At 67.0% G+C, this 26,386-nt stretch carries 20 protein-coding genes; 13 read left to right on the forward strand and 7 right to left on the reverse strand.

Annotated elements, in window-relative coordinates:
• Positions 1-31: 31 nt before the first annotated feature.
• Entirely contained in the window at positions 32-1,180 is a 1,149-nt protein-coding gene (locus CDO87_RS20115; RefSeq protein ID WP_100930431.1) for a CaiB/BaiF CoA-transferase family protein, read from the reverse strand.
• 179 nt (positions 1,181-1,359) lie between these two features.
• Complete coding sequence (gene speB, locus CDO87_RS20120; protein ID WP_100930432.1) at positions 1,360-2,304, reverse strand: agmatinase; 945 nt, start codon at positions 2,302-2,304, stop codon at positions 1,360-1,362.
• A gap of 320 nt (positions 2,305-2,624) precedes the next feature.
• On the opposite strand from speB, the gene guaB reads away from it, so the two are divergent.
• From guaB to CDO87_RS20140, 4 genes are all read left to right on the forward strand, one after another.
• Entirely contained in the window at positions 2,625-4,073 is a 1,449-nt protein-coding gene (guaB, locus tag CDO87_RS20125) for an IMP dehydrogenase (protein WP_100930433.1), read from the forward strand.
• A complete protein-coding gene (locus CDO87_RS20130; protein WP_100930434.1) occupies positions 4,073-4,867 on the forward strand; it encodes an MBL fold metallo-hydrolase in 795 nt (264 codons plus the stop codon). Before guaB ends, CDO87_RS20130 begins: the two co-directional genes overlap by 1 nt.
• Positions 4,864-6,024 (forward strand): RsmB/NOP family class I SAM-dependent RNA methyltransferase, encoded by a 1,161-nt coding sequence (locus CDO87_RS20135; RefSeq protein ID WP_100930435.1) that lies wholly within the window; start codon positions 4,864-4,866, stop codon positions 6,022-6,024. The genes CDO87_RS20130 and CDO87_RS20135 overlap by 4 nt, the downstream gene beginning before the upstream one ends.
• 129 nt (positions 6,025-6,153) lie before the next feature.
• Complete coding sequence (locus CDO87_RS20140; protein WP_100930436.1) at positions 6,154-8,451, forward strand: ATP-binding protein; 2,298 nt, start codon at positions 6,154-6,156, stop codon at positions 8,449-8,451.
• A 39-nt stretch (positions 8,452-8,490) separates the two neighbouring features.
• On the opposite strand, the gene CDO87_RS20145 is transcribed toward CDO87_RS20140, so the two are convergent.
• The gene (locus CDO87_RS20145; protein WP_100930437.1) at positions 8,491-9,084 is read right to left on the reverse strand and encodes a gamma-glutamyl kinase; all 594 of its coding nucleotides are present in this window, start codon (positions 9,082-9,084) and stop codon (positions 8,491-8,493) included.
• Positions 9,085-9,255: 171 nt separating this feature from the next.
• On the opposite strand from CDO87_RS20145, the gene recA reads away from it, so the two are divergent.
• The 6 genes from recA (at position 9,256) to CDO87_RS20175 (ending at position 15,311) form a co-directional block, all read left to right on the forward strand.
• On the forward strand, positions 9,256-10,329 hold the full coding sequence (recA, locus tag CDO87_RS20150) for a recombinase RecA (RefSeq protein WP_100930438.1): 1,074 nt from the start codon (positions 9,256-9,258) through the stop codon (positions 10,327-10,329).
• Positions 10,330-10,607: 278 nt separating this feature from the next.
• The gene (gene alaS, locus CDO87_RS20155) at positions 10,608-13,280 is read left to right on the forward strand and encodes an alanine--tRNA ligase (RefSeq protein ID WP_100930439.1); all 2,673 of its coding nucleotides are present in this window, start codon (positions 10,608-10,610) and stop codon (positions 13,278-13,280) included.
• Between the two features lie 92 nt (positions 13,281-13,372).
• Positions 13,373-13,660: a DUF1330 domain-containing protein gene (locus CDO87_RS20160; protein ID WP_100930440.1), complete on the forward strand. Its 288-nt coding sequence runs from the start codon at positions 13,373-13,375 to the stop codon at positions 13,658-13,660.
• Complete coding sequence (locus CDO87_RS20165; protein WP_100930441.1) at positions 13,657-14,124, forward strand: MOSC domain-containing protein; 468 nt, start codon at positions 13,657-13,659, stop codon at positions 14,122-14,124. The genes CDO87_RS20160 and CDO87_RS20165 overlap by 4 nt, the downstream gene beginning before the upstream one ends.
• 368 nt (positions 14,125-14,492) lie before the next feature.
• A complete protein-coding gene (locus CDO87_RS20170) occupies positions 14,493-14,762 on the forward strand; it encodes a hypothetical protein (RefSeq protein WP_100930442.1) in 270 nt (89 codons plus the stop codon).
• 177 nt (positions 14,763-14,939) lie between these two features.
• Positions 14,940-15,311: a hypothetical protein gene (locus CDO87_RS20175; RefSeq protein ID WP_157815060.1), complete on the forward strand. Its 372-nt coding sequence runs from the start codon at positions 14,940-14,942 to the stop codon at positions 15,309-15,311.
• A gap of 132 nt (positions 15,312-15,443) precedes the next feature.
• On the opposite strand, the gene typA is transcribed toward CDO87_RS20175, so the two are convergent.
• Positions 15,444-17,261, reverse strand: a complete 1,818-nt coding sequence (gene typA, locus CDO87_RS20180) for a translational GTPase TypA (RefSeq protein ID WP_100930444.1) — start codon at positions 17,259-17,261, stop codon at positions 15,444-15,446.
• Between the two features lie 340 nt (positions 17,262-17,601).
• Between typA and CDO87_RS20185 the strand changes: the two genes are divergently transcribed.
• Entirely contained in the window at positions 17,602-18,189 is a 588-nt protein-coding gene (locus CDO87_RS20185) for an outer membrane protein (RefSeq protein WP_100930445.1), read from the forward strand.
• Between the two features lie 78 nt (positions 18,190-18,267).
• Here CDO87_RS20185 and CDO87_RS20190 read toward each other — a convergent pair whose 3' ends face one another.
• Both CDO87_RS20190 and CDO87_RS20195 read right to left on the reverse strand, forming a co-directional pair.
• Positions 18,268-18,597 carry a multidrug efflux SMR transporter gene (locus tag CDO87_RS20190; RefSeq protein ID WP_100930446.1) on the reverse strand — a complete coding sequence of 110 codons (330 nt, stop codon included), beginning with the start codon at positions 18,595-18,597 and terminating at the stop codon, positions 18,268-18,270.
• 51 nt (positions 18,598-18,648) lie between these two features.
• Positions 18,649-20,190, reverse strand: a complete 1,542-nt coding sequence (locus CDO87_RS20195) for a trimethylamine methyltransferase family protein (protein ID WP_100930447.1) — start codon at positions 20,188-20,190, stop codon at positions 18,649-18,651.
• A 223-nt stretch (positions 20,191-20,413) separates the two neighbouring features.
• Here CDO87_RS20195 and CDO87_RS20200 point away from each other — a divergent pair, with 223 nt between their 5' ends.
• Together CDO87_RS20200 and CDO87_RS20205 are read left to right on the forward strand one after the other, a co-directional pair.
• Positions 20,414-20,983, forward strand: a complete 570-nt coding sequence (locus CDO87_RS20200) for a hypothetical protein (RefSeq protein WP_100930448.1) — start codon at positions 20,414-20,416, stop codon at positions 20,981-20,983.
• Between the two features lie 78 nt (positions 20,984-21,061).
• A complete protein-coding gene (locus CDO87_RS20205; protein WP_157815061.1) occupies positions 21,062-22,795 on the forward strand; it encodes a methyl-accepting chemotaxis protein in 1,734 nt (577 codons plus the stop codon).
• Positions 22,796-22,911: 116 nt separating this feature from the next.
• On the opposite strand, the gene CDO87_RS20210 is transcribed toward CDO87_RS20205, so the two are convergent.
• A complete protein-coding gene (locus CDO87_RS20210; protein WP_100930450.1) occupies positions 22,912-26,328 on the reverse strand; it encodes an indolepyruvate ferredoxin oxidoreductase family protein in 3,417 nt (1,138 codons plus the stop codon).
• Between the last annotated feature and the right edge of the window lie 58 nt (positions 26,329-26,386).

The following is a 26,386-nucleotide window of genomic DNA, read 5'->3' on the forward strand; positions in this document are numbered from 1 at the left end:
CCGGATCGCGGGACCCGAGGGACAGTCAGGGTCAGGATTGCTCCAGCCAGCGCAGGATTTCGCCGCGATTTCCGTCGAGATCCGGCGCCGGGCTGCGCGAGGTCGGATCGGGCGCGTCGGTCATCTTGATCGGGTTGCCCGCGGCCTTGAACGCCTGCCGCCCGTTCTTGTCCAGCACGTCGACCACCATGTTGCGCGCGAGGATCTGCGGGTCCTTCAGCACCTGGTCGACGGTCTGGATCGGGCCGGTGGGGATGCCCGCCGCCGTCAGCTTGGCGATCCAGTGGGCGCGGGTGTTCTCGAGCGTCACCGCCTCGATCAGCCGCTTCAGCAGGCGCGCGTTCTGGCAGCGCGCGGGGTTGGTGGCAAAGCGTTCGTCGTCGGAGATCGGCAGGTTCAGCGCGATGCAGAGCCGCTCGAACAGCCGGTCGTTCCCGGCGGCGATCACGAACAGCCCGTCGGAGGCGTGGAAGGTCTCGAACGGGGTGATCGAGGGATGGCGCGCGCCGGAGGGGCCGGGCGCCTTGCCGGTGACGGTGGTCAGCGCCACGGCGTGTTCGAGGATCGCGAGCTGGCTGTCGAGCATCGCCACGTCGATCTTGCGGCCCTTGCCGGTGCGTTCGCGGTCCAGCAGCGCGGCGAGGATGCCCTGCGTCAGGAACATGCCCGCCACGATATCGCCGATGGAGGCGCCGACGCGCACCGGCTCGCGGTCCTTCTCGCCGGTGATCGACATGACGCCGCCGCGCGCCTGAACGACCATGTCGTAGGCCGGGCGCTTGGCATCCGGGCCGGTGTGGCCAAAGCCCGACACCGCGCCGTAGACCAGCCGGGGGTAGGCGGCGTGCAGGGTTTCCCAGCCGTAGCCCAGGCGTTCCATCACGCCGGGGCGGTAGTTCTCGACGATCACGTCGGCGCGCGGCAGGAGCTTTTCGAAGATCGCGCGGTCGTTGTCTTCCTTGAGGTTGAGCGCGATGGACTTCTTGCCGTGGTTGATCGCGGCGAAGTAGGCGGACTTGCCGTCCTTGAAGGGCGGGAAGGTGCGCGTGTCGTCGCCGGACTCGGGCGGCTCCACCTTGATGACGGTGGCGCCCATGTCGGCCATCGTGACGGTGCAGAAGGGCCCCGCCAGGACATGCGTCAGGTCGAGGATCGTATAGCCTTTGAGTGGGGCGGTCATTGTCGTGCCTCCGGATGTCTGCTGCTCGGGTGCCAGCAAACCGCGACGGGGCCGTGACGGCAAGGGGTTTTGCCGCAGGGTCGCTGCGACGCGGCGGAGGATGGCTGATCTTTCCGCTGCAGGCATGGCGCGCGCCGCGACGGGCGCGCGCATTTGTCCCGGTGCGGGGGCGGTGCCGCTCAGCCCTTCGCGAAGATGAAGCCGAGGAGGTTCAGCAGCACCTGCGCCGCGAGGATCGAGGTGGAGCCGGTGGGATCGTAGTCCGGCGCGACCTCCACCAGGTCGATGCCCACGACCTTGTGGGTGCGCGCCACCTGCTGGAGGATTTCCAGCACGTCATAGTAGAGGAAACCGCCGTGGCTGGGCGTGCCCGTTCCCGGCGCGATCGACGGGCAGAAGGCGTCGATGTCGATGGTGATGTAGACCGGCACGCCCTCGGGGATGCGGGCGGCGGTCGCCTCCGGCCCGAGCTTGCGCACCTGCCGCACCGACAGGATGTCCGAGCCCCGGGCGCGGGCATCCTCGTACCCCTCGCGCGCGGTGGAGGACACGTTGCGGATGCCCAGTTGCGTCAGCCCGCTGACCCAGGGTTTTTCCGAGGCGCGGCGCATCGGGTTGCCGTGGCCGCGCGTCACGCCGTGGCGGACGTCGACGAAATCGAGGTGCGCGTCGATCTGCAGGACGTGGAAGGGGGCGTGGCCCTCGTAGGCCTCGATGCAGGGGATGTTGATCGAATGGTCGCCGCCGATGGTGACGGGCAGGGTGCCTGCCTTCAGCGCAGCCTCCACGCCCTTGCGGATGTTGGCGTGACTGGTCTCCGTGTCGGTGTGGACGATGTCGGCGTCGCCCATGTCCACGATCCGCACCCCTTCGAGATAGGTGATGTCGTCCTCGTGGTCGTAGGCGCCCGCATGGCCGAAGCTGAACAGGGTCGAAGCCTCGCGCACCCCGCGCGGGCCGAAGCGGGCACCGGCGCGCCATTGCGTGCCTGCGTCGAAGGGCGCGCCGAGCACCGCCACATCGGCGTCGAGCGCGCTCCAGTCCGGCTGGTACGGGCTGCGGGCAAAGGTGCAGATGCCGGTGAAGGGCAGGTTCAGGCGGCCGGATTCGTAACCATGTGTCATGCGGGATCTCCTTCGTCGCGCGACCCTGCAACGGCGGCAGGGGGCGGGCAAGCGAGATCGGGCCAAGGGCCTGCCCGGGGCAGGGTGTGCCTCGGGGATGGGCATCTGGTGCCGGTCCGGTGGCGTGGCGTGCGCGCGGGGTGCCCGCCGGGCGGTCTGCGCGCGTCAGGTCGCTCCGGTCCGGCAGGTGCCGTGCGGCGGCCCGCATCAAAGGGGCATTGCGCGGGCGGCATGACGTGGCGGCGGTTTGGGGGTTTCCCTCGCTGACGGCCCATGCAATAGGGACGTGCCAACCGATCCCCTCCCAAAGGAGACTTCCAATGGAGATTCGCGAGGCGCTCACCTTCGATGACGTTCTTCTTGTTCCCGCCGCATCCGTGGTGCTTCCGTCCACCGCAGACACGCGCACCCGGGTGACGAAGTCGATCAAGATGAACATTCCGCTGCTCAGCTCGGCCATGGACACGGTGACCGAAAGCCGGATGGCGATCACCATGGCGCAGGCCGGGGGGATCGGGGTCATCCACAAGAACCTCTCCGTCGACGAGCAGGCGCGCGAGGTCCGGCGGGTCAAGCGCTTCGAATCGGGCATCGTCTACAATCCCGTCACCCTGACCCCCGAACAGACGCTGGCGGACGCCAAGGCGCTGACGGAACGCTACGGCTTCACCGGCTTCCCGGTGGTGGACGAGAAGCACCGCGTCGTGGGGATCGTGACCAACCGCGACATGCGCTTTGCCCAGAAGGACGAGACGCCGGTCAAGGCGATGATGACTTCGGATCGGCTGGCGATCCTGACCGAACCCGCCGACCGCGAGGAGGCGATCAGCCTGATGCGTGCGCGCCGGATCGAGAAGCTCCTGGTCACCGACAAGGACGGCAAGCTGACCGGCCTCCTGACGCTGAAGGACACCGAGAAGGCCGTGCTGAACCCGACCGCCTGCAAGGACGAGCTGGGTCGGCTGCGGGTCGCGGCGGCCACGGGCGTCGGCGACTCGGGCTATGAACGGTCGGAGGCGCTGGTCGATGCCGGGGTCGACATCATCGTCGTGGACACCGCGCACGGCCATTCGCGCGGGGTGCTGGAGGCGGTGACGCGGGCGAAGCGGCTGTCGAACGAGGTGCAGGTCATCGCGGGCAACGTGGCGACGGCGGACGCCACGAAGGCGCTGATCGACGCGGGCGCGGATGCGGTCAAGGTCGGGATCGGGCCGGGCTCCATCTGCACGACGCGGATGGTGGCCGGTGTCGGCATGCCGCAGCTTACCGCCATCATGGACTGCGCGCAGGCGGCGGGCGACGTGCCGGTGATCGCCGATGGCGGCATCAAGTTCTCCGGCGACTTCGCCAAGGCCATCGCGGCGGGCGCTTCCTGCGCCATGGTCGGCTCGATGATCGCGGGCACGGACGAAAGCCCGGGCGAGGTGATCCTCTACCAGGGCCGGTCCTTCAAGGCCTATCGCGGCATGGGGTCGCTTGGCGCCATGGCGCGCGGCTCGGCGGACCGCTATTTCCAGAAGGATGCCGCAAGCGACAAGCTGGTGCCCGAGGGGATCGAGGGGCAGGTGCCCTACAAGGGCCCGGCGGGCGTGGTCATCCACCAGCTCGTGGGCGGTCTGCGCGCGGCGATGGGCTATACCGGCAACGCGACGGTCGAGGACATGCGGCGCAACTGCACCTTCGTGAAGATCACCGGCGCGGGTCTGAAGGAAAGCCACGTCCACGACGTGCAGATCACCCGCGAGTCGCCCAACTACCGGATCGGCTGATGGACGGCGCGGGCACGCCCGGGGTGGACCGCTTCGTCTCCGGCGAGGTGGAGGTCCTGTGCCTGACCGACGGCAGCACCGTGCTGCCGCCGGAGGTCTTTCCTGCGCTCGACGCCGACACCCGCGCCGCGCGGCTGGCGGCCCGCGGGATGGAGGACATCACCACCGCCTTCAACGCCTACGTGCTGCGGCACGCGGGCGGGATCGACCTCGTGGACACGGGATGCGGATCGCTGGTGGGCGAGGGCGCGGGCCACATGGTGCGCCTCATGGCGGAGCTCGGGATCGCGCCGGGCGACGTGGACCGCATCATCTTCACCCACCTGCACGGCGACCATGTCGGCGGCGCGTTCGGCGACGGTGGCCTTGTCTTTCCGCAGGCCGAAGTGCTGATGCACCGCGCGGAGGCGGACCACTGGCGCGGCAAGGACGCGCCCGGCGGCCGCATGGTGGCAGAGGCGGGGCGGCTCGTGCTGCTGGAGGACGGGGCCGACCTGGGCCACGGCATGCGGCTCTGGCACCTGCCGGGACATACGCCGGGCCACAGCGGCCTGCGGATCGGCGCGCTGGCGATCGTGGCGGACATCGCGCACGCCGAGGCTCTGCAACTGCCCGACCCGAACCTGTCGCCGACCTATGACGTGGACCCGGTGCAGGCGGCCGAGACGCGTCTGGCCGCGCTGTCCCGCGTCGCGGCCGAAGGTCTGGTCTGGTCCGGCTGCCACATGCTGGGACCACAGAAGTTTGCCCGCCTCGCGCGGGACGGAGACGGCTTCGCGCGGGTTGCGCTGTGACGCCGGCGGCCCGCATCCAGGCCGCCGCCGAGCTGATCGACCGGATCGCGCAAGGCGAGGCCGCCGAGAAGGCGCTGACCACATGGGGACGTACCTCGCGCTTTGCCGGGTCGAAGGACCGTGCCGCGGTGCGCGATCATGTCTTCGACGTGCTGCGGATGTGGCGGTCAACCGCGGCGATGGGCGGCGGAGAGAGCGGGCGCGCCCGGATGCTCGGCCTCCAGCGTCTGCGCGGCACCGATCCCGATACGCTGTTCGACGGCAAGGGCCATGCGCCCGCACCGCTGTCAGAGGCGGAGCGCACCGCCGGTCATACGCCCGAAGGCGCGGACGCCTGGGACCTGCCGGACTGGCTGGCGGACAGGTTTCTTGCGGACCTTGGCGAGGCCGCCGCTCCGACCGCGCTGGCCCTGCGGGACCGGGCGCCTGTCTTCCTGCGCGTCAACACCCTGAAATGCGATCTGGCGGCGGCGCGGGACCGCCTTGCCGCCGAAGGGGTGGAGACTGCGCCGCATCCCCTGTCGCCCACTGCCCTTGAGGTGCTGTCCGGCGCGCGGGGGCTGGTGCGGACCGGGGCCTTCACCGACGGCTGGGTCGAGCTTCAGGACGCCGCCAGCCAGGCTGTGGTCGATCTGATCCCGGCAGAGGGCGCGGGCCGCGTGCTCGACTATTGCGCCGGGGGCGGGGGCAAGACGCTGGCGCTGGCGGCACGGCTGCCGGGCGCGCGTATCTTCGCCCACGACGCCGATCCGGGCCGGATGTCCGACCTGCCGCAACGCGCGGCGCGGGCCGGGGCGGAGGTCACCGTGACCCGTAAACCCGAAGGGGTCTTCGACCTGGTGATGGCGGATGTGCCCTGCTCCGGAAGCGGCGCGTGGCGCCGTGCGCCCGAAGGCAAGTGGCGCCTGACCGAAGACCGCCTGACGGACCTGCAGGGCATCCAGCAGGGCATCCTTGCGACCTGCGCCGACCGCGTCGCGCCGGGCGGCTGCCTCGCCTATGCCACCTGTTCGGTGCTGGCCGCCGAGAACGAGAAGCAGATCGCGCGGTTCCTCGCGGAGAGACCGGACTGGCGGCGCGGGCCGTCACGGCAGTTCCTGCCCTCGGACGGCGGCGACGGGTTCTTCGTCTGCTGCCTGATCTCGGGCCGCGCCTGACCGCATCCGACCGTGCCGCACGAGGCCACAACCTAGGGCTGTAAGTTGCGTCGTGCGCTATCACGGTTAACATGCCGTTAACCTCTCGGCAGTCGAATGGATGGAGGCGATTCGAGGCGAAAGCCAGTTGTGGAGGACATCATCGCGCGCCGTGGCGACAATTTGCACAGCCTCACCCCGATTATCGGGTCGGTGATCCTTATCGTCATCGCGGCCTGTGCGCTGTGGGTCTCGCAATGGGCCAGCGCGCATGAGGTGCAGGTGGCCGCCCTTGCCGTGACCGGCGCACTGTCCTGCGTGGCGCTGATCTGGCTGGCCGTCGACATCTACCAGTCGGGCCGCAACCGCCGTACCCTGCGCCGTCTTGCCGAGTTCACCGAGACGGAGCCGGGCTTCTGTTTCATCTGCGACGACAGCGGGCGCCTCTACCACGCCAACGCCGCCGCCCGCAGCCGGTTTCAACCGGCAAAGGGAGAGGCGCTGGCGCAGCTCCTGCGCGACGTCTTTGCCAGCAGCGAGGGCATCCTCTACCGGCTCTGGCAAAAGAGCCTGACGACCGGCTACGCGATCGAGGACGTCACCAGCCATTCCGAGGGTTTTCGCATATATGTCAGACGCTTCTCCGACGACGCTGTGCTCTGGCGGCTGGAGTCGGAGGCGCAGCGCAGCGCCGGGACCGTGCGCAGCGACCTGCCGCTGATGTCGCTGGGCCGGAACGGCGCTGTCCTCTACATGAACGCCGCGGCGCGCAGCCTTGTCGGCGGGCGGGCGAAACGGCTGGAGGATGTCTTCGTCGATCTTCCGCTGCGCCCGGGCGGCGTGCATCACCTCAGCAACACGGAAGGCGAGCAACGGGTGCTGGTGCAGTCGAGCGACATCGGCGCCGGGCGGGTGGAACTGGTGCTCTCGCCCATCGCGACGGAAACGGATCCGGAGGACAGTGTCGGCACCTTCGACGGGCTGCCCGTGCCGCTGCTGAAGGTGTCGCCCGACGGCGCCATCCTGCGCGCCAACCCGGAGGCGCGGCGCATGCTCGACCTCGGCAGCACAACCGCGCCGGGCCAGCTGGCCGAGCACATGGAAGGGCTGGGCCGCGCGATCAAGGACTGGCTGCAGGAGGCGGCGGACGGACGCGGCCTGCACCGCTCGGAGTTTCTGCGCCTGACGCGCGCCGACCGCGAGGTCTTTGTCCAGGTGACGCTGAACCGGGTGATCGAGGACGGGGAGAAGCGGCTGGTCGCCGTGCTGAACGACGCGACCGAGCTCAAGACACTCGAGGCGCAGTTCGTACAGAGCCAGAAGATGCAGGCCATCGGTCAGCTTGCCGGCGGCGTCGCGCATGACTTCAACAACCTTCTGACAGCGATTTCAGGGCATTGCGACCTGTTGTTGCTGCGCCATGATCAGGGCGATCCGGATTACGGCGACCTCGTTCAGATCAACCAGAACGCCAACCGCGCGGCGGCGCTGGTGGGGCAGTTGCTCGCGTTTTCGCGCAAGCAGACCATGCAGCCGGAGGTGCTGGACCTGCGCGACACGCTGTCCGACCTGGCCCACCTGCTGAACCGGCTGGTGGGCGAGAAGGTGCGCCTGACCCTGCGCCACGACCCGGCGCTGCCGCCCGTCCGCGGCGACCGGCGGCAGCTGGAACAGGTGATGATGAACCTCGTGGTGAACGCCCGGGATGCCATGCCCGAAGGCGGCGAGATCCTCGTGGAGACGGAGCGCCGCATCCTGCGCGAACCGTTGAAGCGCGACCGCGCGGTGGTGGCGCCGGGGACCTACGTCTCTGTCCGGGTGATCGACGAGGGCATGGGCATCCCCGCGGACAAGCTGCAGAAGGTGTTCGAGCCGTTCTTTACCACGAAGCGGACGGGCGAGGGCACGGGGCTGGGCCTCTCCACGGTCTACGGCATCGTCAAGCAGACCGGCGGTTTCATCTTCGTCGACAGCGTGGTCGGGCAGGGCACCTGCTTTACCCTGATGCTGCCCGCCCACGAGGTCGTCGCCGCGAAGGCCGCTCCGGTGGCGATCAAGGAAGAGGCCCGCCTGCCACAGAAGGGATCGGGCGTGGTGCTTCTGGTCGAGGACGAGGCGCCGGTGCGCGCCTTTGCCGCCCGAGCCCTCCGGCTGCGCGGCTACACGGTGATCGAGGCGGAGACGGCCGAAGACGCTCTGAAGACCCTCGACGACGAGAAGCTGGCGGTCGATGTCTTTGTCACCGACGTCGTGATGCCGGGCATGGACGGGCCGACCTGGGTGCGCAAGGCCCGCGAAAGCCGCCCCGACACGCGCGTTGTCTTTGTCTCGGGTTATGCAGAGGATGCCTTTGGCGAAGGGTCGGAGGCGATCCCGAACTCCGTCTTCCTGCCCAAACCCTTCTCGCTTTCCGAACTGACCGAGACGGTGCACCAGCAGTTGAACTGACGCCGCCATGACCTTGATTTGACGATCAGAACCCCTCGTTCAGGTGGCGCGTTCCCAGATCTCGAAATCTTCGGCGCACTTGCGGCGCAGCTTCTCTTCCGTTGCGGCGGAAAGGTCGGTGTCGCGCCGGGGCGACACGTTTTCACGCGGGAGGTCCAGCGTGACGCCCAGCCGGTCCTCAAGGAAGCCGATCAGGCCCGACTGATTCTCGTACTTGAAGAGATGCGTGACGGAAACGCCGTTGGGGCGCGGCTCCACGAACTTGGCTTGGCTGCCGACATTGGCGAAAGGCGGGCGGTCGCCCTGCGCGTAGGCCTGACAGAAGTCGTCAAAGCTCATGTCGCGGGTCGAGGTCGGCTTGCCCTCGAGAAACGCGCGCTGCCGGTAGCGATACCAGGAGCCAAGCCACGACACGGGTTCGCGGATCACGGCCAGAAGCTCCATGTCCTCGCCGCCGACCTTCTCGAACATCGGGCGGAAGAAGCGGTTGTAGCGGTAGACCGGCGCGTGTTTCAGCTCCGGCGGGTCGGACACGACCATCGACGCCAAGGGGCCAAGCGCCGTCGCATAGGCCGAGGTCCCGGTCTTCGGCACCGCCAGCATCACCAGACGCTGCTTCCAGAACACCAACATTCTCTAAGTCTCTCGATTTGCTCAACCTTCTTTTAACCCTGTGGGCGCAAGCTGCGGAAGGAAAGAATTGACTTGTAATGTTCTACTTTTGTGCTCATCTTGACGAGAACAAGAGGCGAACGAAAGCAGCGATTGCCGCGCCCCGGTGCGTGTGGAATAAGGAGCCAAAGAATGGCAACGGCAGATCTTCTCAGTATGGACAGCAAGCGGAACGCGGACAAGCAGAAGGCGCTGGACAGCGCCCTGGCCCAGATCGAACGACAGTTCGGGAAGGGCTCGATCATGAAGCTGGGTGGCGAGAACGCGATCAAGGACATCGAGTCGACCTCGACCGGGTCGCTCGGTCTCGACATCGCGCTCGGGATCGGCGGTCTGCCCAAGGGCCGGATCATCGAGATCTACGGCCCGGAGTCCTCGGGCAAGACCACCTTGACGCTGCACGTGGTGGCGGAAGAACAGAAGAAGGGCGGGGTCTGCGCCTTTGTCGACGCGGAACACGCGCTCGATCCGCAGTACGCGCGGAAGCTTGGCGTCGATCTCGACGAGCTGCTGATTTCGCAGCCCGACACCGGCGAACAGGCGCTCGAGATCACCGATACGCTGGTGCGCTCCGGGGCGGTCAGCCTCGTGGTCGTCGACTCGGTCGCGGCGCTGACGCCGAAGTCCGAGCTCGAGGGCGACATGGGCGACAGCTCCGTCGGCGTGCACGCCCGCCTGATGAGCCAGGCGATGCGCAAGCTGACCGCGTCGATCAGCCGGTCGAACTGCATGGTGATCTTCATCAACCAGATCCGCATGAAGATCGGCGTCATGTTCGGCTCGCCTGAGACGACGACCGGTGGCAACGCGCTGAAGTTCTACTCTTCCGTCCGTCTCGACATCCGCCGCATCGGCGCGATCAAGGACCGCGACGAGGTCGTCGGCAACCAGACCCGCGTGAAGGTGGTGAAGAACAAGGTCGCGCCGCCGTTCAAGCAGGTCGAATTCGACATCATGTACGGCGAAGGTATCTCCAAGATGGGCGAGCTTCTGGACCTCGGCGTGAAGGCCGGTGTCGTGGACAAGTCCGGGGCGTGGTTCTCCTACGGGGACGAGCGGATCGGGCAGGGGCGTGAAAACGCCAAGACCTACCTGCGTGAAAACACCCGCGTCGCTCTTGAGATCGAAGACAAGATCCGTGCCGCGCACGGGCTGGACTTCCACATGCCGGAAGAAGAGCCGGACATGGTCGACGACGACGAATAGTCCGGCCTCGCCAAGGGGATCGGTCCTTCTCCGAAAGACAATGGGGCGTCCTGCGGGGCGCCCTTTTCTTTGCACACGCTTTTTGCTGACCCGAATTTGGGGGCCATAGGGCCACCCTTTTCCGCCCTGTATACCCGTGGGGCCGGGACCGTGACGGCATGGTGAAGTGGCCGCCCGCGTCAAAGGCCCGGCCGAACCCTTTGTTGCCATGGACAGATGCCCGCACGGCAGATACATCAGGCCACCAGACCTGATAGCCCGCAAAGAGGCCCCGAGACATGGCAAGCCTGAACGACATCCGTTCCACATTTCTGAACTACTTCGAGAAGCAGGGGCACCAGATCGTCCCGTCGAGCCCGCTCGTGCCGCGCAACGACCCGACGCTGATGTTTGTCAACTCGGGGATGGTGCAGTTCAAGAACCGCTTCACCGGCGTCGAGAAGGGCGATTACGACCGTGCGACGACCGCGCAGAAATGCGTGCGGGCGGGCGGCAAGCACAACGACCTCGACAACGTGGGGTACACCGCGCGGCACCACACCTTCTTTGAAATGCTCGGGAATTTCTCGTTCGGCGACTATTTCAAGAAGGAGGCGATCCCCTTCGCCTACGAGCTGGTGACGCGCGAGTTCGGGATCGACAAGAACCGGATCTACACCACCGTCTACCACACCGACGACGAGGCCTTCGAGATCTGGAAGAAGGTGGGCGTGCCGGAGGACCGGATCATCCGCATCGCGACCTCCGACAACTTCTGGCAGATGGGCCCGACCGGTCCCTGCGGTCCGTGCACCGAAATCTTCTACGACCACGGCCCGGAGGTCTGGGGCGGCCCACCGGGATCGCCGGAAGAGGACGGCGACCGCTTCATCGAGATCTGGAACGTCGTCTTCATGCAGAACGAGCAGTTCGAGGACGGCTCCATGAAGGCGCTCGACATGCAGTCGATCGACACCGGCATGGGGCTGGAGCGGATCGGCGCGCTTCTGCAGGGCAAGCACGACAACTATGACACCGACCTGATGCGCTCGCTCATAGAGGCGTCGGCGCATGCGACGTCGGTCGATCCGGACGGGCCGGGCAAGATGCACCACCGTGTGATCGCCGACCACCTGCGCTCGACCTCCTTCCTGATTGCGGACGGTGTGATGCCGTCGAACGACGGGCGCGGCTACGTGCTGCGCCGGATCATGCGCCGCGCCATGCGCCACGCCCACCTGCTGGGCGCGCAGGATCCGCTGATGCACCGGCTGGTCCCGGCGCTGGTGCGCCAGATGGGCACCGCCTATCCGGAACTGTCGCGCGCACAGGCGATGATCGAAGAGACGCTGCTGAGCGAGGAGACCCGCTTCAAGCAGACGCTCGACCGCGGTCTGAAGCTGCTGGACGAGGAACTGGCGGGCCTTGGCGAAGAGGCGGCCCTGCCGGGCGAGACGGCCTTCAAGCTCTATGACACCTTCGGTTTCCCGCTCGACCTGACACAGGATGCGCTGCGCGAAAAGGGCCGGTCGGTGGACACCGCGGGCTTCGACGCCGCCATGGCGGAACAGAAGGCACGCGCGCGTGCGGCGTGGTCCGGTTCGGGCGACGCGGCCGACACCGCCGTCTGGTACGACATCGCGGAAACCGCGGGGGCGACCGACTTCCTCGGCTACGACACCGAGCAGGCTGAGGGCCAGGTGCTGGCGCTGGTCAAGGACGGCGCGCAGGTCAAGTCGCTGGCCGAGGGCGAGAAGGGCTGGATCGTCCTGAACCAGACCCCGTTCTACGGCGAAAGCGGCGGTCAGGTCGGCGACACCGGCTGGCTGCGCCGTCTGGAAAACGAACGCGAGATCGCGACGGTCGAGGACACGCAGAAAATGGGCGGGGGCAAGGTCTTCGCGCATCTGGTTCAAGTGAACAAGGGTACGTTCACCAAGGGCGACGCGCTTTCGCTGGAGGTCGATCATGGCCGCCGGTCCGCGATCCGGGCGAACCACTCCGCCACGCACCTGTTGCATGAGGCGCTGCGCGAGGCGCTTGGCGATCACGTGGCACAGCGCGGCTCGCTCAACGCGCCGGACCGGCTGCGGTTCGACTTCAGCCACGGCAAGGCGCTTTCCGCGTCCGAAATCAAGGAGGTGGAGCGGGACGTGAACACCTACATCCGGCAGAACGCGCCGGTGTCGACGCGCATCATGACGCCGGACGACGCGCGCGCCATCGGGGCGCAGGCGCTGTTCGGCGAGAAGTACGGCGACGAGGTCCGCGTGGTGTCGATGGGTTCGAAGCCCGGCTCCGGCAAGGGCTCGGATGGCTCGACCTATTCGCTGGAGCTTTGCGGCGGCACGCACGTCCGCCAGACCGGCGACATCGGGGCGTTTGTCTGCCTCGGCGACAGCGCGTCCTCTGCCGGCGTGCGCCGGATCGAGGCGCTGACCGGTCAGCTTGCGCTCGACCACCTTGCCCAGCAGGGCCAGACGCTGGCCGCCGTCGCGGCAGAGCTGAAGGCGCCGGCCTCCGAGGTTCCGGCCCGCGTCCGCGCCCTGATGGACGAACGCCGCAAGCTGGAGAACGAGGTGGCGAGCCTGCGCCGTGAACTGGCGATGGCCGGTGGCGGGCAGGGCGCAGGTCCCGAGGCCGAGGAGATCGGCGGCGTGAAGTTCCTGGCGCAGGTGCTGACCGGCGTGACGGGCAAGGACCTGCCGCCACTGATCGACGAGCACAAGACCCGGCTCGGCTCCGGTGCGGTGCTGCTGATCGCCGATGCCGGTGGCAAGGCGGCCGTGGCCGCAGGTGTGACGGATGACCTGAAGGGCACGCTGTCCGCGGTCGACCTCGTCAAAGCCGCAGTGCCGGAACTGGGCGGCAAGGGCGGCGGTGGCCGTCCCGACATGGCCCAGGGCGGCGGCGCTTCGGTCGAGAACGCCGATGCCGCGATTGCCGCGGCGCGGGCCGTGATCGCCGGATGACGCGCGGCCGGGCTTGACCCCGGCGCCCTTCACCGCTTCAAACCATGGGGCCCCGGACACGCGCCGGGGCCAATTCTTTTGGAGGAAATGAGATGCCAGCACTCTGGATCGCGCATGTGTCGGTCACCGACGCCGAGGCCTACGGAAAATACGCCGAACTGGCGGGGCCCGCCATCGCCGCCCACGGCGGAGAATTCATCGCGCGCGGCGGCCGTTACGTGCAGCTTGAAGGCCGTGACCGGCCGCGGAACGTGGTTGCCCGCTTCCCCAGCGTCGAGGCTGCGGTGGAGTGCTACAACTCGGATGCCTATCAGGCGGCGCTGGATCACGCCCGCGGTGCCTCCGAACGCGACCTGATGGTGGTCGAGATCACCGAGTGATCCCGCTTGCAGAGCTGCGCCGCCGCTTTGCCGGGCCGGGGCGGGTCGACTGGATCGGCCTCCGGCCCGCCCGGCTGGCACCCCCGCTTTCCGTCACCCGCTGCACGGTGACGGAAAGCGGGTTGGAGGGCGACCACGGGCGCGGCGGCAAGCGTGCCGTCACCCTGATCCAGGCCGAACACATCCCCGTCATCGCGGCGCTCTGCGGGAGGACGGTCACGGCAGAGATGCTTCGCCGCAATATCGTGGTTTCCGGGCTCAACCTGACCGCCGCGCGGGAGTTCGGCCTTCAGATCGGCGAGGTCGAGTTGGAGATCACCGCTCCCTGCGCGCCGTGCTCACGGATGGAGACGGTTCTGGGGCAGGGCGGTTACACCGCGATGAGAGGGCACGGCGGCTGGTGCGCCCGGGTGGTGACAACGGGTGAAATCGAACTCGGTCACAGGGTTATCCACAGGAGTTGAACCCAATTCGGCGCCTTCCCGCCCGAACTTCACCGCAGCGTGAGCAATGCTTTGCCATCGGCGGATTCCGGCCTTTCGCCTGTCTTTGAGAAGTGGCTGATTCGAGGGAAACTGTGAATACCGTGCAGTTATCCACAACAACGTTTTCTGAATCTGGAAATGTTTCCGCTTCTGAAAGCGAATTGGGGCCGCCAACACCGCGGAACCGTTGCAAAAATATGGCACTCTGGCCACAGATTCCCGAATTTCCGGGGGAATCCGGGGGTCTAGGGCGATTTTGCGTCGGCAAGTACGGAATTCCTGTCGCGCCACCTGAATTTCTTTGGCTAAGGTTCTCTCACCTACAATTTTTTCTTGGGAGAAAGATCATGAAAAAAGTTCTTGCTGGCGCCGCTGTTCTCGCAGCTCTCGCAGCTCCGGCCTTCGCTTGGGAAGGTCAGGTCGTGGCGTGCTACGACAAAGTTTGGGTCCCCGCCAAGTACAACACCTCCAAGACCCTGATCATGGCAGCTCACACCGAGTGGGAGCACGCAGCCAACGGTCAGATGGTGCAGATGCACTACCCGGCGGTCTACAAGGAGAACAAGACGCTGGCAGCGCCCGGTCATTACGTGGCCGTGAAAACCGCCTGCAGATAATCCTCTCCTGAGGTGAAATAAATCGAAGGGCGTGGGGAGCTGCCAACCCGCGCCCTTTTTGCTTGCCGTGGCCTTTGTGTTTCTGCCCCGGAAATTCTCCGGACACAGCCTGTGGAAAACTTGCCAATGCGCCGGAAATATTGAAGACTCCGGCGCAGGGCTGAAACAGGGGGCAACATGGGACGCGTCTTGGCGTGGACATTGGTATTGGCGTCTCTTGCCAATTCCGCCGCTTCTGCGGTGGACACAGACGGGGTTCCCGCTCCACGCTGCTACAAGAAAGTCAGCGTCGAGGCGAAATACGATTATTCCCGGCGTCTCGTCCGCAAGGCCCGCCTCGTGCACGACGAGAACGACAAGGGCCAGATCACCATGACCCATTACCCGGCGATCTATATCGAGGAAAAGACCCTCGTCGCGCCGGCCTACGTGCTGCTCCGGGAAGTGAACTGCACGAAGCGGGTCCTGCGCCGCGCCGAACCTCTGCCCAGCAGCACATGCGTTCAGACCCGCGGCTGCGAAGAACTCGAACCCGCCGCCGCAGACTGACCCCAAACCTTCGTACCACAAACGAAAGAGGCCGGTCCGACCCGGCCCCTTCCTTCATCTTGGAAAAAATACCTGCGGGGGTCCGGGGGGGCACCCCCCGGTGGGTCGCCCTCGCGAGAGGGCGAAACCCGGTCAGGCAGAGCGCGACGCGCGCTTGCGCTCATGCGGGTCGAGGAACCGCTTGCGCAGGCGCACGGCGTTCGGCGTGACCTCAACCAGCTCATCGTCGTTGATGTAGGCGATGGCCTCTTCCAGCGACAGTGACATCGGCGTGGTCAGGCGCACGGCCTCGTCGGTGCCCGAGGCGCGGACGTTGGTCAGCTTCTTGCCTTTCAGCGGGTTCACTTCCAGGTCGTTGTCCCGGGAATGCTCGCCGATGATCATGCCGGTGTAGACCGGGGCCTGCGCGCCGATCATCATCTTGCCGCGATCCTCGAGGTTCCATAGCGCGTAGGCCACCGCCTCGCCGCTTTCCATGGAGATCAGCACGCCCTGGCGGCGGCCCGGGATGGCACCCTTGTGCGGGGTCCAGCCGTGGAACACGCGGTTCAGAACGCCGGTGCCGCGGGTGTCGGTCAGGAACTCGCCGTGATAGCCGATGAGGCCGCGCGACGGGACATGCGCGATGATCCGCGTCTTGCCCGCACCGGCGGGCCGCATCTCGACCAGCTCGCCCTTGCGGACGCCTGTGATCTTCTCGATCACCGCGCCGGAGTACTCGTCGTCCACGTCGATGGTCGCCTCTTCGACGGGTTCCATCATCTGGCCGTCGACTTCCTTCATGATTACCTGCGGACGCGAGATCGACAGCTCGAAACCCTCGCGGCGCATGTTCTCGATCAGGACGCCCATCTGCAGTTCGCCACGGCCCGAGACTTCAAAGGCCTCGCCGCCGGGGGTGTCCTTGATGCGGATGGCGACGTTGGTCTCGGCCTCTTTATAAAGACGGTCGCGGATCACGCGGGACTGCACCTTCTTGCCGTCACGGCCCGCGAGCGGGCTGTCGTTGATCCCGAAGGTCACGGTGATGGTCGGCGGGTCGATGGGCTGGGCTTCGAGCGGCTCGTCCACCGCCAGCGCGCAGAGCGTGTCGGCCACGGTAGTCTTGGTCATGCCTGCGACGGACACGATGTCGCCGGCAAAGGCTTCGTCGATGTCCTGCATCTGCAGGCCGCGGAAGGCCTGGATCTTGGTGACGCGGAACTGCTCGATCTTCTGGCCGATGCGGCTGATCGACTGGATCGTCTGACCCACCTTCACGTGGCCGGATTCGATGCGGCCCGTAAGCAGGCGGCCGACAAAGGGGTCGGCGCCAAGGGTGACGGCGAGCATGCGGAAGTCCTCGTCCACGTGCTTGACCTGCTTCGGCTCGGGCACGTGGTCGACGATCAGGCGGAACAGCGCGTCGAGGTTCTTGCGCGGGCCGTCCAGCTCCGTGTCGCACCAGCCGTTGCGGCCGGAGGCATAGAGATGCGGGAAGTCGAGCTGGTCCTCGTCGGCGTCGAGGGCCGAGAACAGGTCGAAGACTTCGTCCAGCGCGCGGTCCGGCTCCGCGTCGGGCTTGTCGACCTTGTTCAGCACCACGATCGGGCGCAGGCCAAGCGCCAGCGCCTTGGACGTGACGAACTTGGTCTGCGGCATGGGGCCTTCGGCGGCGTCCACCAGCAACACCACGCCGTCGACCATCGACAGGATGCGTTCCACCTCGGCACCGAAGTCGGCGTGGCCGGGGGTGTCCACGATGTTGATCCGCGTGCCCTTCCACTCGACGGAAGTCGCCTTGGCAAGGATGGTGATCCCTCGCTCGCGTTCGAGGTCGTTCGAATCCATGGCCCGTTCGGCCACGGCCTGGTTGGCGCGGAAAGCGCCGGATTGCTTCAGCAGTTCGTCGACGAGGGTCGTCTTGCCGTGGTCGACGTGCGCGATGATCGCGACGTTGCGCAATTGCATGTCTGTTTCCTCTTGTCCGGATTGCCGCCCGCGTAGCGGCAGTCGGGCCAAAACACCAGTGCCAATCGGTCGCAAACCCCCCTGTTGCAATGATGTGACGGATCGTTCCTCACGTTTTCGTGCGCGGAACAGGCGGGGAATGGCCGGGTGCATCCACGTCATCGGCACCGATTGGCCAAGAAATGCCAGTCCTTGGAAATTACACACGAAATCGGGAACGGAAACGCGGGGTTCAACCGTTGAAAGGGTACTACGGATGGCCACATGGCTGTCGAGCGCCCGAGCAGACCGGACAGAGACCCGGAACGAGGCGTGAAAAACAAAAGAAAGGACGAAGGAAATGAAAAAGCATATCCTGACCATGACCGTCGCCATTGCAGCACTTGGCACCGCAGCTTCCGCAGGCAGCCTTGACGTGACGCCGGTCGAGCCGACCCCGGTCACCCCGGTTGAAGTCGTTCCGGTTGCACCGGTCGGCACCTGGACGGGTGGCTATGCCGGTCTGAGCCTCGGCGGCGCACAGGCGTCCTCGGGCGGTTCCGAAGAGACCGGCCTGATCTACGGCCTGCACGGCGGCTACGACTACCAGTTCGGTAACGGTATCGTTCTGGGTGGTGAAGCAGAGTTCCAGGGCAACGACGACCTGAGCGTCAACGGCTTCGACGTGGACAACGTGTCCCGCGCCAAGGCACGCATGGGCTACGACCTCGGCCCGGCGCTGGTTTACGGCACCGCCGGTGTCTCCAAGGTGAACACCAGCATCGGCGAGGCGACCTCCCCGGTTTACGGCCTCGGCATGGAATACAAGGTGACCGATCGCTTCAGCGTCGGTGCGGAATACCTGAACGAGGACTTCGAGAACCTCGGCTCCACGGAAACCGACCTGCAGCAGGACTCGATCTCGCTGCGCGGTAACTTCCGCTTCTGATCGCAGTCTGATCTGTCGATGTTGCGCCCCGGACCCATGGTCCGGGGCGTTTTCGTTTGTGCACCGCGGCCGTGCCGGTCAGTGCGGTGTCGCGCGAGAAAACAGGTGGATCACCACGATCCCGGCCAGGATCATGCCCATGCCCAAAACCGCCGCAAGGTCGAGCTTCTGGCCAAAGACCACCCGCCCGATGACGGCGATCAGCACGATGCCCAGTCCCGACCAGATCGCGTAGGTGACGCCCACCGGCATGACCTTCAGCACCATGCTCAGCAGGTAGAACGCCGCAGCGTAGGACACCGCCACCACGACAGAGGGCAGGGGCCGGGTGAACTGCTGGCTGGCCTGCAGCGCGGTGGTTCCGATGGTTTCGGCCACCACCGCGAGGATGAGGATGAGATAGGGCATGAGGCGACTCCCGCTTGGCTGTGCCCCGGTCTACGTGCCGGGGCGGCGGGGTCAATACGCGGGCAGGTGGATCGGGAAGCGGGCCCGGATGGCACGGTCCAGATCGGCGTGGAACCGGGCGGCAGAGGGCACGGACAGGATCATCTCCTTCCTGCGGGTCGCGGCCTCCTGCAGGCAGGGCTTCTCGCGCTCCTCCCACTCCTTCGGCGACATGCGGTTGCCGAGCGTCGGATAGACGTGGTCCTTCTGCATCCGGCCCAGAGTCTGGTCGGTGCCGAGGTAGTGGCCCGGACCCTCAAGGCAGACCTCGCGCATCTGATCCAGCGCGAGCGTGTCGTCGTCCACCTCGATCCCGCGCACGCAGCGCAGCGCCTGACCGATCAGGTCGTCGCCCAGGATCAGGCTCTCGTGGCAGAACCCCAGAAGGGAGGCGTGCATGCCCGCGGCCTCGTAGATCATGTTCACGCCCGCCAGCCCGGCCATGACGTTGGAACACATCTGTTCCCACCCGGCCTGCATGTCCGGCAGCTTCGAATCCGAGGCGCCGCCCGCCGATCCGCCGGGCAGGCCGTAGAACCGGGCCATCTGCCCGCAGCCCGCCGTCAGCAGCGCCTGCTCGCCCGAGCCCACGCTCATCGCCCCGGTCCTGAGGTCCAGCCCGAAGGGCCATGTCCCGAAGATCGCCGGATGCCCCGGCGCCAGCGCGTTGACGTAGACCACACCGGCAAGGCATTCCGCCACCGACTGCACGATGGCCCCGGCGATGGTCGAGGGCGCGGTCGCCCCGGCCATGCCCGCGCTGAGCAGGAGCACGGGCATACCGCCGCGGATGCAGGCCTCCATCGTCTGGCAGCTTTCGGTGGCAAAGCGCATCGGCGGCACCACGAAACAGTTGGAGTTCGAGACGAAGGGCCGGGCGCGCCACGCCTCTTCTCCGCCCGCGATCAGGTGCAGCAGCTCGAACGCAGTGCTCACATGCGAGCGGTCGGAAAAGGAGGTGCCCACGTGCTTTGTCGTGCCCGAGCAGCAGGCGTAGAGCGTGTTGAGGTCCATCTCCAGCGCGTTGGGAATGTCGCGCGCCACCATGGGGCGCTGCAGGAAATGCAGGTTGTCGAGCACGTCGACGATCCGCGCCGCATCGTGCAGGTCCTGCACCGTGCTTTCGCGGTAGCTGCGGTCCGCCGGATCGACCATGTGCACGGCAGCGCCGGCGGTGCCGTAGTGCACGCGGCTGCCCGACAGGTCGAGGTCGTGATGCGCCTCGCGACCGTGCAGCGGGATGTCCCGCGCGGCCCGGGCCAGCATGTCCTCCACCAGCGCCGCAGGGAAGCGCAGGCGACCATCTTCGCCCTGCAGGGCACCCGCGGCCACCATCGCCTCCACACCGCTCTCCGGCGCGCCTGACAGCCCGATCTCTTCCAGCGCCGTCAGCGCGGTGCGGTGGATGCGCAGCACCTCTGCGTCGCTCAGGGGATTGTAACGCCCGCCGGTGAGCCCGGCCCGCACCGGCCTGAGATCGTGGGCGAGGGCGGCGGTTCTGGCAGCGACACGGGCACGGCGACCGCCGCCCCGCCGGGTAAGAGGCGCATTCATCTCGATAGGTCTCCGTCTGCCTGATCGGGTGATGTCATGCCGCGATGCTGGCGGCTGGCGCGCCGCGCCGTCTGCGCCGAATGCGACATGGGGTCGTTTTCGTCAGCGCCCGCGGTGCGGGTTGCGACAATTGGACGGAAATTGAATGAGGCGCCTTTACCGACTGGTAGGTGTTGGGGCGTAGCGTGCGCTCCACCTGACACAGATACCGGAGACTCCCCCCATGCGCGCAGCACTCTTCACCGCCATGCTCGGCCTTTCGGCCACCATGGTCTTCGCGGCCGAACCCGAGGCCAACGTGAAGGCCTTCCTCGACACCCACATCGCGCCCTGGGCGCAGGACCCCGCCATCCTTTCGGCGGTCGCGAAACAGAATGCCCAGACCGCAGGCTACGACGCCGCCACCATCGAGGAGATGGACCAGAAATGGCGGGCCGAGGTCGGCACCGGCGCCTCCGAACTGGTCGACGGCGTTCTGATGAACCCCGCATCCGACCTTCTGCGGTCGCGGGTCGAGGGGTCCGGCGGGATGATGACGGAGGTGATCGTCATGGATGCCCTCGGCCTGAACGTCGCCGCCTCGCAGGCGACCTCCGACTACTGGCAGGGCGACGAGGACAAGTACCAGCAGACCTACAGCGTCGGTCCCCGCGCGGTGCATGTCTCTGAGATCGAGTTCGACGAATCGAGCCAGACCTACCAGGTGCAGATCTCCATCACCCTCAACGACCCGGCCACAGGCGCCCCCATCGGCGCGATGACGGTGGGCATCGATGCCGAAGCGTTGATGTAAGCGCCGATGAGTTGCACTGCCGCGCGGGGGGCGAACCCGCCGCGCGGAAAAATCGGGAAAAAACCTGAAAGAAATCCGATGTCCGAGCAAACGACTTCAGACGGCCCGCGGGCCGGCGCCCGCCACTCCATCTTCATCCGCTGCGCCGCGATCATGGCCCTGACCACGATCGTCGTCGCGGGCGTGCTGTCCGGCGGTGCCATGCAGTTGCTCGAGCGGATGGCCGTCGCAGACGTGAACCTCCAGGGGGAACGCGCCGCCGACAAGGCCGCGGAGGATCTTGCCAAACCCCTGCGCTTCAACGTGACCGACAAGATCGAGGAAGCGGTCGCCCACGCCTTCAGCAGCGTCGGCGCAAGCGGGGGCGCCGCCGTGGTGATCGGGGCCGAAGGGGACGTCGTGCTGGCGCTCGGCGACGCGGACGACATGGGGCAGGTCGGCGAGATAGCGCAGGAGGTCATGTCTTCCGGAACGGCGGTCTCGGCGGACGGCGGGCGCGTGCGGGCGGTGCCGGTCCTCGCCGGTGAAGACGGTCCGGTGATCGGCGTCTTCGGTTTCACCGTCTCCTACGACGCGAAGATGAAGGAGGTCTGGAACCGGGTCCGCTGGATCTTCGTACTGGCCGCCGTGACCTTCGCCTTGATGATGTCGCTGACGCTTTACCTGTTGTCCCGGACCCTTGGCCGCCCGCTGAAGTCGCTGGCCGCGGCGGTGTCCGATGTGGCGCAGGGCAATTACGACACGCAGCACGGCATGAGCGCCCGCAAGGACGAGATCGGCGGCATCGCCCGCAACCTTGACACCCTGCTGGAGGTGCTGCGCGCCGGTCGCGCGGCCGAGGAACGCCGCGCACAGACGCTCGCCGCGCAGATCCGCGTGGTGGAAGAACTGGGGCAGGCGCTGGACAGCCTCGCCAGCGGGGTGCTGCACCGCCGGATCGAGGTGGAGTTCCCCGACGAATACAGGTCGCTGCGCGACAACTACAACCGCGCGGTCGACCATCTGCGCAAGGTCGTCGAAGAGGTGAAGGAAGGCGCGAAAAGCATCCTCGGCAGCTCGGACCAGATCGCCTCTGCCTCCGGCGAACTGTCGCGCCGGACGGAAACCCAGGCCGCGACGCTCGAACAAAGCGCCGCAGCGATGGAGGAGATGCTGAACAGCGTGCGCTCCGCCGCGAAGAATGCAGCGGACGCCAACACCACCGTGCACAGTACCCGCGAGATCGCCGAACGCAACGGCGAGGTGATGAAATCCGCCGTCGATGCCATGGGCGAGATCGAGAAAAGCTCTGACCGGATCTCGGAGATCACGACCGTCATCGACGACATCGCCTTCCAGACGAACCTCCTTGCGCTGAACGCAGGGGTGGAGGCGGCGCGCGCCGGGGACTCGGGCAAGGGCTTTGCCGTGGTCGCCTCCGAGGTGCGCGGTCTGGCCCAGCGAAGCGCGGAGGCCGCGCAGCAGATCAAGGACCTGATCCAGGGCTCGGGCGAACGCGTGCGCGACGGCGTGCGGCTGGTGGAGGCGGCGGGCAACGCCCTGCAGGACGTTCTCGACAAGGTGGCAGACGTGTCCCGGATGGTGGAAGGCATCGCCTCAAGCGCGGGCGATCAGGCGCAGGGCCTGAACGAAATCAATACCGGCATCGCCAATCTGGACCGGGTGACCCAGCAGAACGCCGCCATGGTCGAAGAGTCCACCGCCGCCGCGCAGATGCTTCAGGGCGACGCCGACAGCCTGAACGACCTCGTCTCCCGCTTCTCCACCCGCCCGGCGCAAGCGGTCGAGAAGCGAATTGACAAGGCGGCCTGAAGGGGCGGCAGGTCGCGCTGCCCCTTCTTCACAACGTTGGGCCGTTTGGCAGATTGTCGATCAGGAGGACAGGCGCGCGCCGCAATTGTCGAAGGCCACCTGACCGGTCAAAGCGGTCAGAGGCCCCGCTCTTCAAGCGCCTGTGCGATATCGCCGCGCACTTGGTCCACCGCCGCGTCCTTCACCGGCCCGAAGCCACGGATCTCCATGACCCTGGCGGCGATGCCAGCCCGGTCTTCGACGTTGTCGCGGGTCAGCCCGGTGGTGAGCCTGTCCAGAAGCGCAGTGTACTCCCCGATCAGGGCGCGCTCCCTGCGCCGTTCGCGCGTATACCCGAAGGGATCGAGCGCCGTGCCGCGCAGCCGTTTCATGCGGGCCAGCTGACGGAACACCGGGCCGATCCACGGCCCGAAGCTGCGCTTCAGCGGCCGCCCCCGCGCGTCCTTGCCCGGCAGCATCGGCGGTGCAAGGTGATGCTTCACGACGAAGTCGCCCTCGAAGCGATCCTTCAGCCCTTCGGCAAACCCTGTCTGGCTGTGCAGCCGCGCGACCTCGTATTCGTCCTTGTAGGACATGAGCTTGAACAGCCCCTTCGCGGCGGCTTCCGTCAGCGGGCCGGGCGCACCGGTCGCCGCCACCTCCGCCGCGCGCACCCGGTCGATCACGGTGCGATAGCGGTCCGCCCAGGCGCTGTCCTGATATTCCGTCAGGAAGGCAGCGCGGCGGTCGATCGTCTCGTCCAGCGTCATCACCGGCGCGGCGGTCAGCCCGGCAGCGGCCTCCGCCTCTGCCCGGTCGGTCATCACGATCCGCCCCCAGGCGAAGGCGCGCTTGTTGAGGTCGGGCTTCACGCCGTTCAGTTCGATGGCGCGCATCAGGGCATCGTACGACAGGGGGACGAGGCCCGCCTGCCAGGCCGCGCCCAGCATCATCACGTTGGCAAAGACGGTATCGCCCAGAAGCGCCTCTGACAGGGCGTTGGCATCGAGCGTCTTCAGATGCGCCGCGTCGACACCCCCGGCAATCGCCGCCAGACGCTGCCCGGCGTTCAGGTCCGCGTCGCGGTTCCGGACGAGGTCGCCCGTCGGCATGACGGCGGTGTTCACCACCGCCCGGGTGCCCGCGTGGAAAGTCTGCGAGGCCTTGGGGGAAGAGCTGACCACAATGTCGCAACCGATCAGCGCGTCGGCGGAGGCGGGCTCCACCCGCACCTGGTTCACCGCCTCGGGCTCCTTTGCCATGCGGATGTAGCTGATGACCGGGCCGAATTTCTGCGCAAACCCCATGAAGTCCAGCACCGATGCGCCCTTGCCTTCGAGGTTGGCGGCCATGGCGATCACCTGTCCGACCGTGACCACGCCCGTCCCGCCCACGCCGGTGACGACGATGTCCCAGGGCCGGTCCAGCGCGGGCCCCACCGGCTCCGTCAGCCTTTGCGACAGCCGGTCGAAGGCCGCGTCGCCCGCGCCCTTGCCGCGCTTCAGCGTCGCGCCCTCCACCGTGACGAAGCTGGGGCAGAAGCCGTTCAGGCAGGTGAAATCCTTGTTGCAGGTGTTGAGGTTGATCTTGCGCTTGCGGCCGAATTCCGTCTCCAGCGGCTCCACGCTCAGGCAGTTGCTTTCCACCGAACAGTCGCCGCAGCCCTCGCAGACCAGCGGGTTGATGACGGCGTAGCGCTTCGGATCCTCCATCAGGCCACGCTTGCGCAGGCGGCGTTTCTCCGTGGCGCAGGTCTGCTGGTAGATCAGGACGGTGGTGCCGGGGATCTCGCGAAGATCGCGCTGGACGCGGTCCAGATCGCGTCGGTGGAAGGCGGTGACACCGGGAACCCGGGGCAGGCCGTCGGGCGCGTCGCTTACCATGACGACCTTCTTCGCGCCTTCGGCCAGCACCGACCGGGCAATCGCCTCGACCGAGATCGGCCCGTCCACCTGCTGCCCGCCGGTCATCGCCACGGCGTCGTTGAACAGGATCTTGAAGGTGATGTTGGTGCCCGCGGCAATCGCCTGGCGAATGGCCAGCGACCCGGAGTGGTAATAGGTCCCTTCGCCGAGGTTCTGGAACACGTGCCGGTTGCCGTTGAACTTCGACCGCGCCACCCAGTTCACACCTTCGCCGCCCATCTGGATCAGCGAGGTGGTGTTGCGCCCCATCCACGAGGCCATGAAGTGACAGCCGATCCCGGCAAAGGCCTGCGACCCCTCGGGCACCTTGGTGGAGGTGTTGTGCGGACAGCCCGAACAGAAATACGGCGTGCGGGTCGCACCAGCGACATGGATCGGCTGCGGCGCGTCGGTCACATGGGCCGCGCGATCCCGCAGATCGACGATGCCGTTGCGTTCCAGCCGGTCGGCGATGTGCCGGGCCAGCATCACCGGGCCAAGCTCCTGCGTCCAGGGAATCAGGCGCTGGCCGGTCTCGTCGCGTTTGCCCACCATGCGGCGCGGTTTGCGTCCGGGGAAATCGTAGAAATACTCCTTGAGCTGGCTTTCGATGATGCCGCGCTTCTCCTCGACCACCAGCAGCTCGTCCTTCTCGTGGGCGAACTCCAGCGCGCCGTCATGTTCCAGCGGCCAGACCATGCCGACCTTGTAGAGGTCGATGCCAAGCTCCGCCGCGCGCGTCCGGTCGATCCCCAGCAGGCGCAGCGCCTCCAGCACGTCCAGATGTGCCTTGCCGGTGGTGACGATGCCGAAGCGGGCAGGGTGGCCCCATTCGGCGCGGTCGATGGGATTGGCGCGGGCAAAGGCCATCACGGCGTTTTTCTTGTGCTCCAGCCGCGCCTCGATCTGCGGGCCGGGCAGGTCGGGCCAGCGGTAGTGCAGGCCGTCGGCAGTCGGCGTGAAGTCGGGCGTGAGAAATGTCCGGTCCGGCGCCAGCTCGAACGACATGCCGGATTCCACGGTTTCGGAGATCGCCTTGAAGCCGACCCACATCCCCGAGAAGCGCGACAGCGCATAGCCCCATTCGGCGAAGGGCAGGAACTCCGCCACGTTGGCGGGGTTCAGCGTCGGCATGAAGAAGTTCATGAAGGCCACGTCGGACTGGTGCGACATCGACGAGGACACGCAGCCGTGGTCGTCGCCCGCCACCACCAGCACCCCGCCGTGGGGCGAGGACCCGTAGGCGTTGCCGTGCTTCAGCGCGTCGCCCGCCCGGTCCACCCCCGGCCCCTTGCCGTACCAGAGGCCGAAGACGGCGCGGCATTCCTTGTCGGGATCGGTCTCCACCTGCTGGGTGCCGATCATCTGCGTCGCGCCGAATTCCTCGTTTACCGCGGGCAGGAAGGTCACGCCCGCCTCGCGCACGATGTCGGCGTTTCGCCCGATCTCGAGGTCGATGCCCCCCACCGGCGAGCCGCGATAGCCGGAGATATACCCCCGCGTGTCGAGCCCGCGCGCCCGGTCGCGCCGCGCCTGGTCCAGCGCAATGCGCACGATGGCCTGCGTCCCGGTCATGAACACCCGGCCTTCGGTGCGTGTGTAGCGGTCGCTCAGCGCGTAATCCTTCAGGATCGGCGTCTGGTCTGTCATCGGTCTCCTCCCGGTGCGGACATGTGTCGCTTGGCCCCGATGATACGGCATTTCGGGT

This window comes from Sagittula sp. P11 (genome assembly GCF_002814095.1).
Taxonomy (GTDB): domain Bacteria; phylum Pseudomonadota; class Alphaproteobacteria; order Rhodobacterales; family Rhodobacteraceae; genus Sagittula.

Coding starts and splice junctions, on each gene's coding strand:
- CDO87_RS20200 (WP_100930448.1), top strand. CDS start 20,414: ATGCGCGCAGCACTCTTCACCGCCATGCTCGGCCTTTCGGCCACCATG.
- CDO87_RS20190 (WP_100930446.1), bottom strand. CDS start 18,597: ATGCCCTATCTCATCCTCATCCTCGCGGTGGTGGCCGAAACCATCGGA.
- CDO87_RS20205 (WP_157815061.1), top strand. CDS start 21,062: ATGTCCGAGCAAACGACTTCAGACGGCCCGCGGGCCGGCGCCCGCCAC.
- recA (WP_100930438.1), top strand. CDS start 9,256: ATGGCAACGGCAGATCTTCTCAGTATGGACAGCAAGCGGAACGCGGAC.
- CDO87_RS20170 (WP_100930442.1), top strand. CDS start 14,493: ATGAAAAAAGTTCTTGCTGGCGCCGCTGTTCTCGCAGCTCTCGCAGCT.
- guaB (WP_100930433.1), top strand. CDS start 2,625: ATGGAGATTCGCGAGGCGCTCACCTTCGATGACGTTCTTCTTGTTCCC.
- CDO87_RS20195 (WP_100930447.1), bottom strand. CDS start 20,190: ATGAATGCGCCTCTTACCCGGCGGGGCGGCGGTCGCCGTGCCCGTGTC.
- typA (WP_100930444.1), bottom strand. CDS start 17,261: ATGCAATTGCGCAACGTCGCGATCATCGCGCACGTCGACCACGGCAAG.
- CDO87_RS20175 (WP_157815060.1), top strand. CDS start 14,940: ATGGGACGCGTCTTGGCGTGGACATTGGTATTGGCGTCTCTTGCCAAT.
- CDO87_RS20130 (WP_100930434.1), top strand. CDS start 4,073: ATGGACGGCGCGGGCACGCCCGGGGTGGACCGCTTCGTCTCCGGCGAG.
- CDO87_RS20210 (WP_100930450.1), bottom strand. CDS start 26,328: ATGACAGACCAGACGCCGATCCTGAAGGATTACGCGCTGAGCGACCGC.
- speB (WP_100930432.1), bottom strand. CDS start 2,304: ATGACACATGGTTACGAATCCGGCCGCCTGAACCTGCCCTTCACCGGC.
- CDO87_RS20115 (WP_100930431.1), bottom strand. CDS start 1,180: ATGACCGCCCCACTCAAAGGCTATACGATCCTCGACCTGACGCATGTC.
- alaS (WP_100930439.1), top strand. CDS start 10,608: ATGGCAAGCCTGAACGACATCCGTTCCACATTTCTGAACTACTTCGAG.
- CDO87_RS20160 (WP_100930440.1), top strand. CDS start 13,373: ATGCCAGCACTCTGGATCGCGCATGTGTCGGTCACCGACGCCGAGGCC.
- CDO87_RS20185 (WP_100930445.1), top strand. CDS start 17,602: ATGAAAAAGCATATCCTGACCATGACCGTCGCCATTGCAGCACTTGGC.
- CDO87_RS20145 (WP_100930437.1), bottom strand. CDS start 9,084: ATGTTGGTGTTCTGGAAGCAGCGTCTGGTGATGCTGGCGGTGCCGAAG.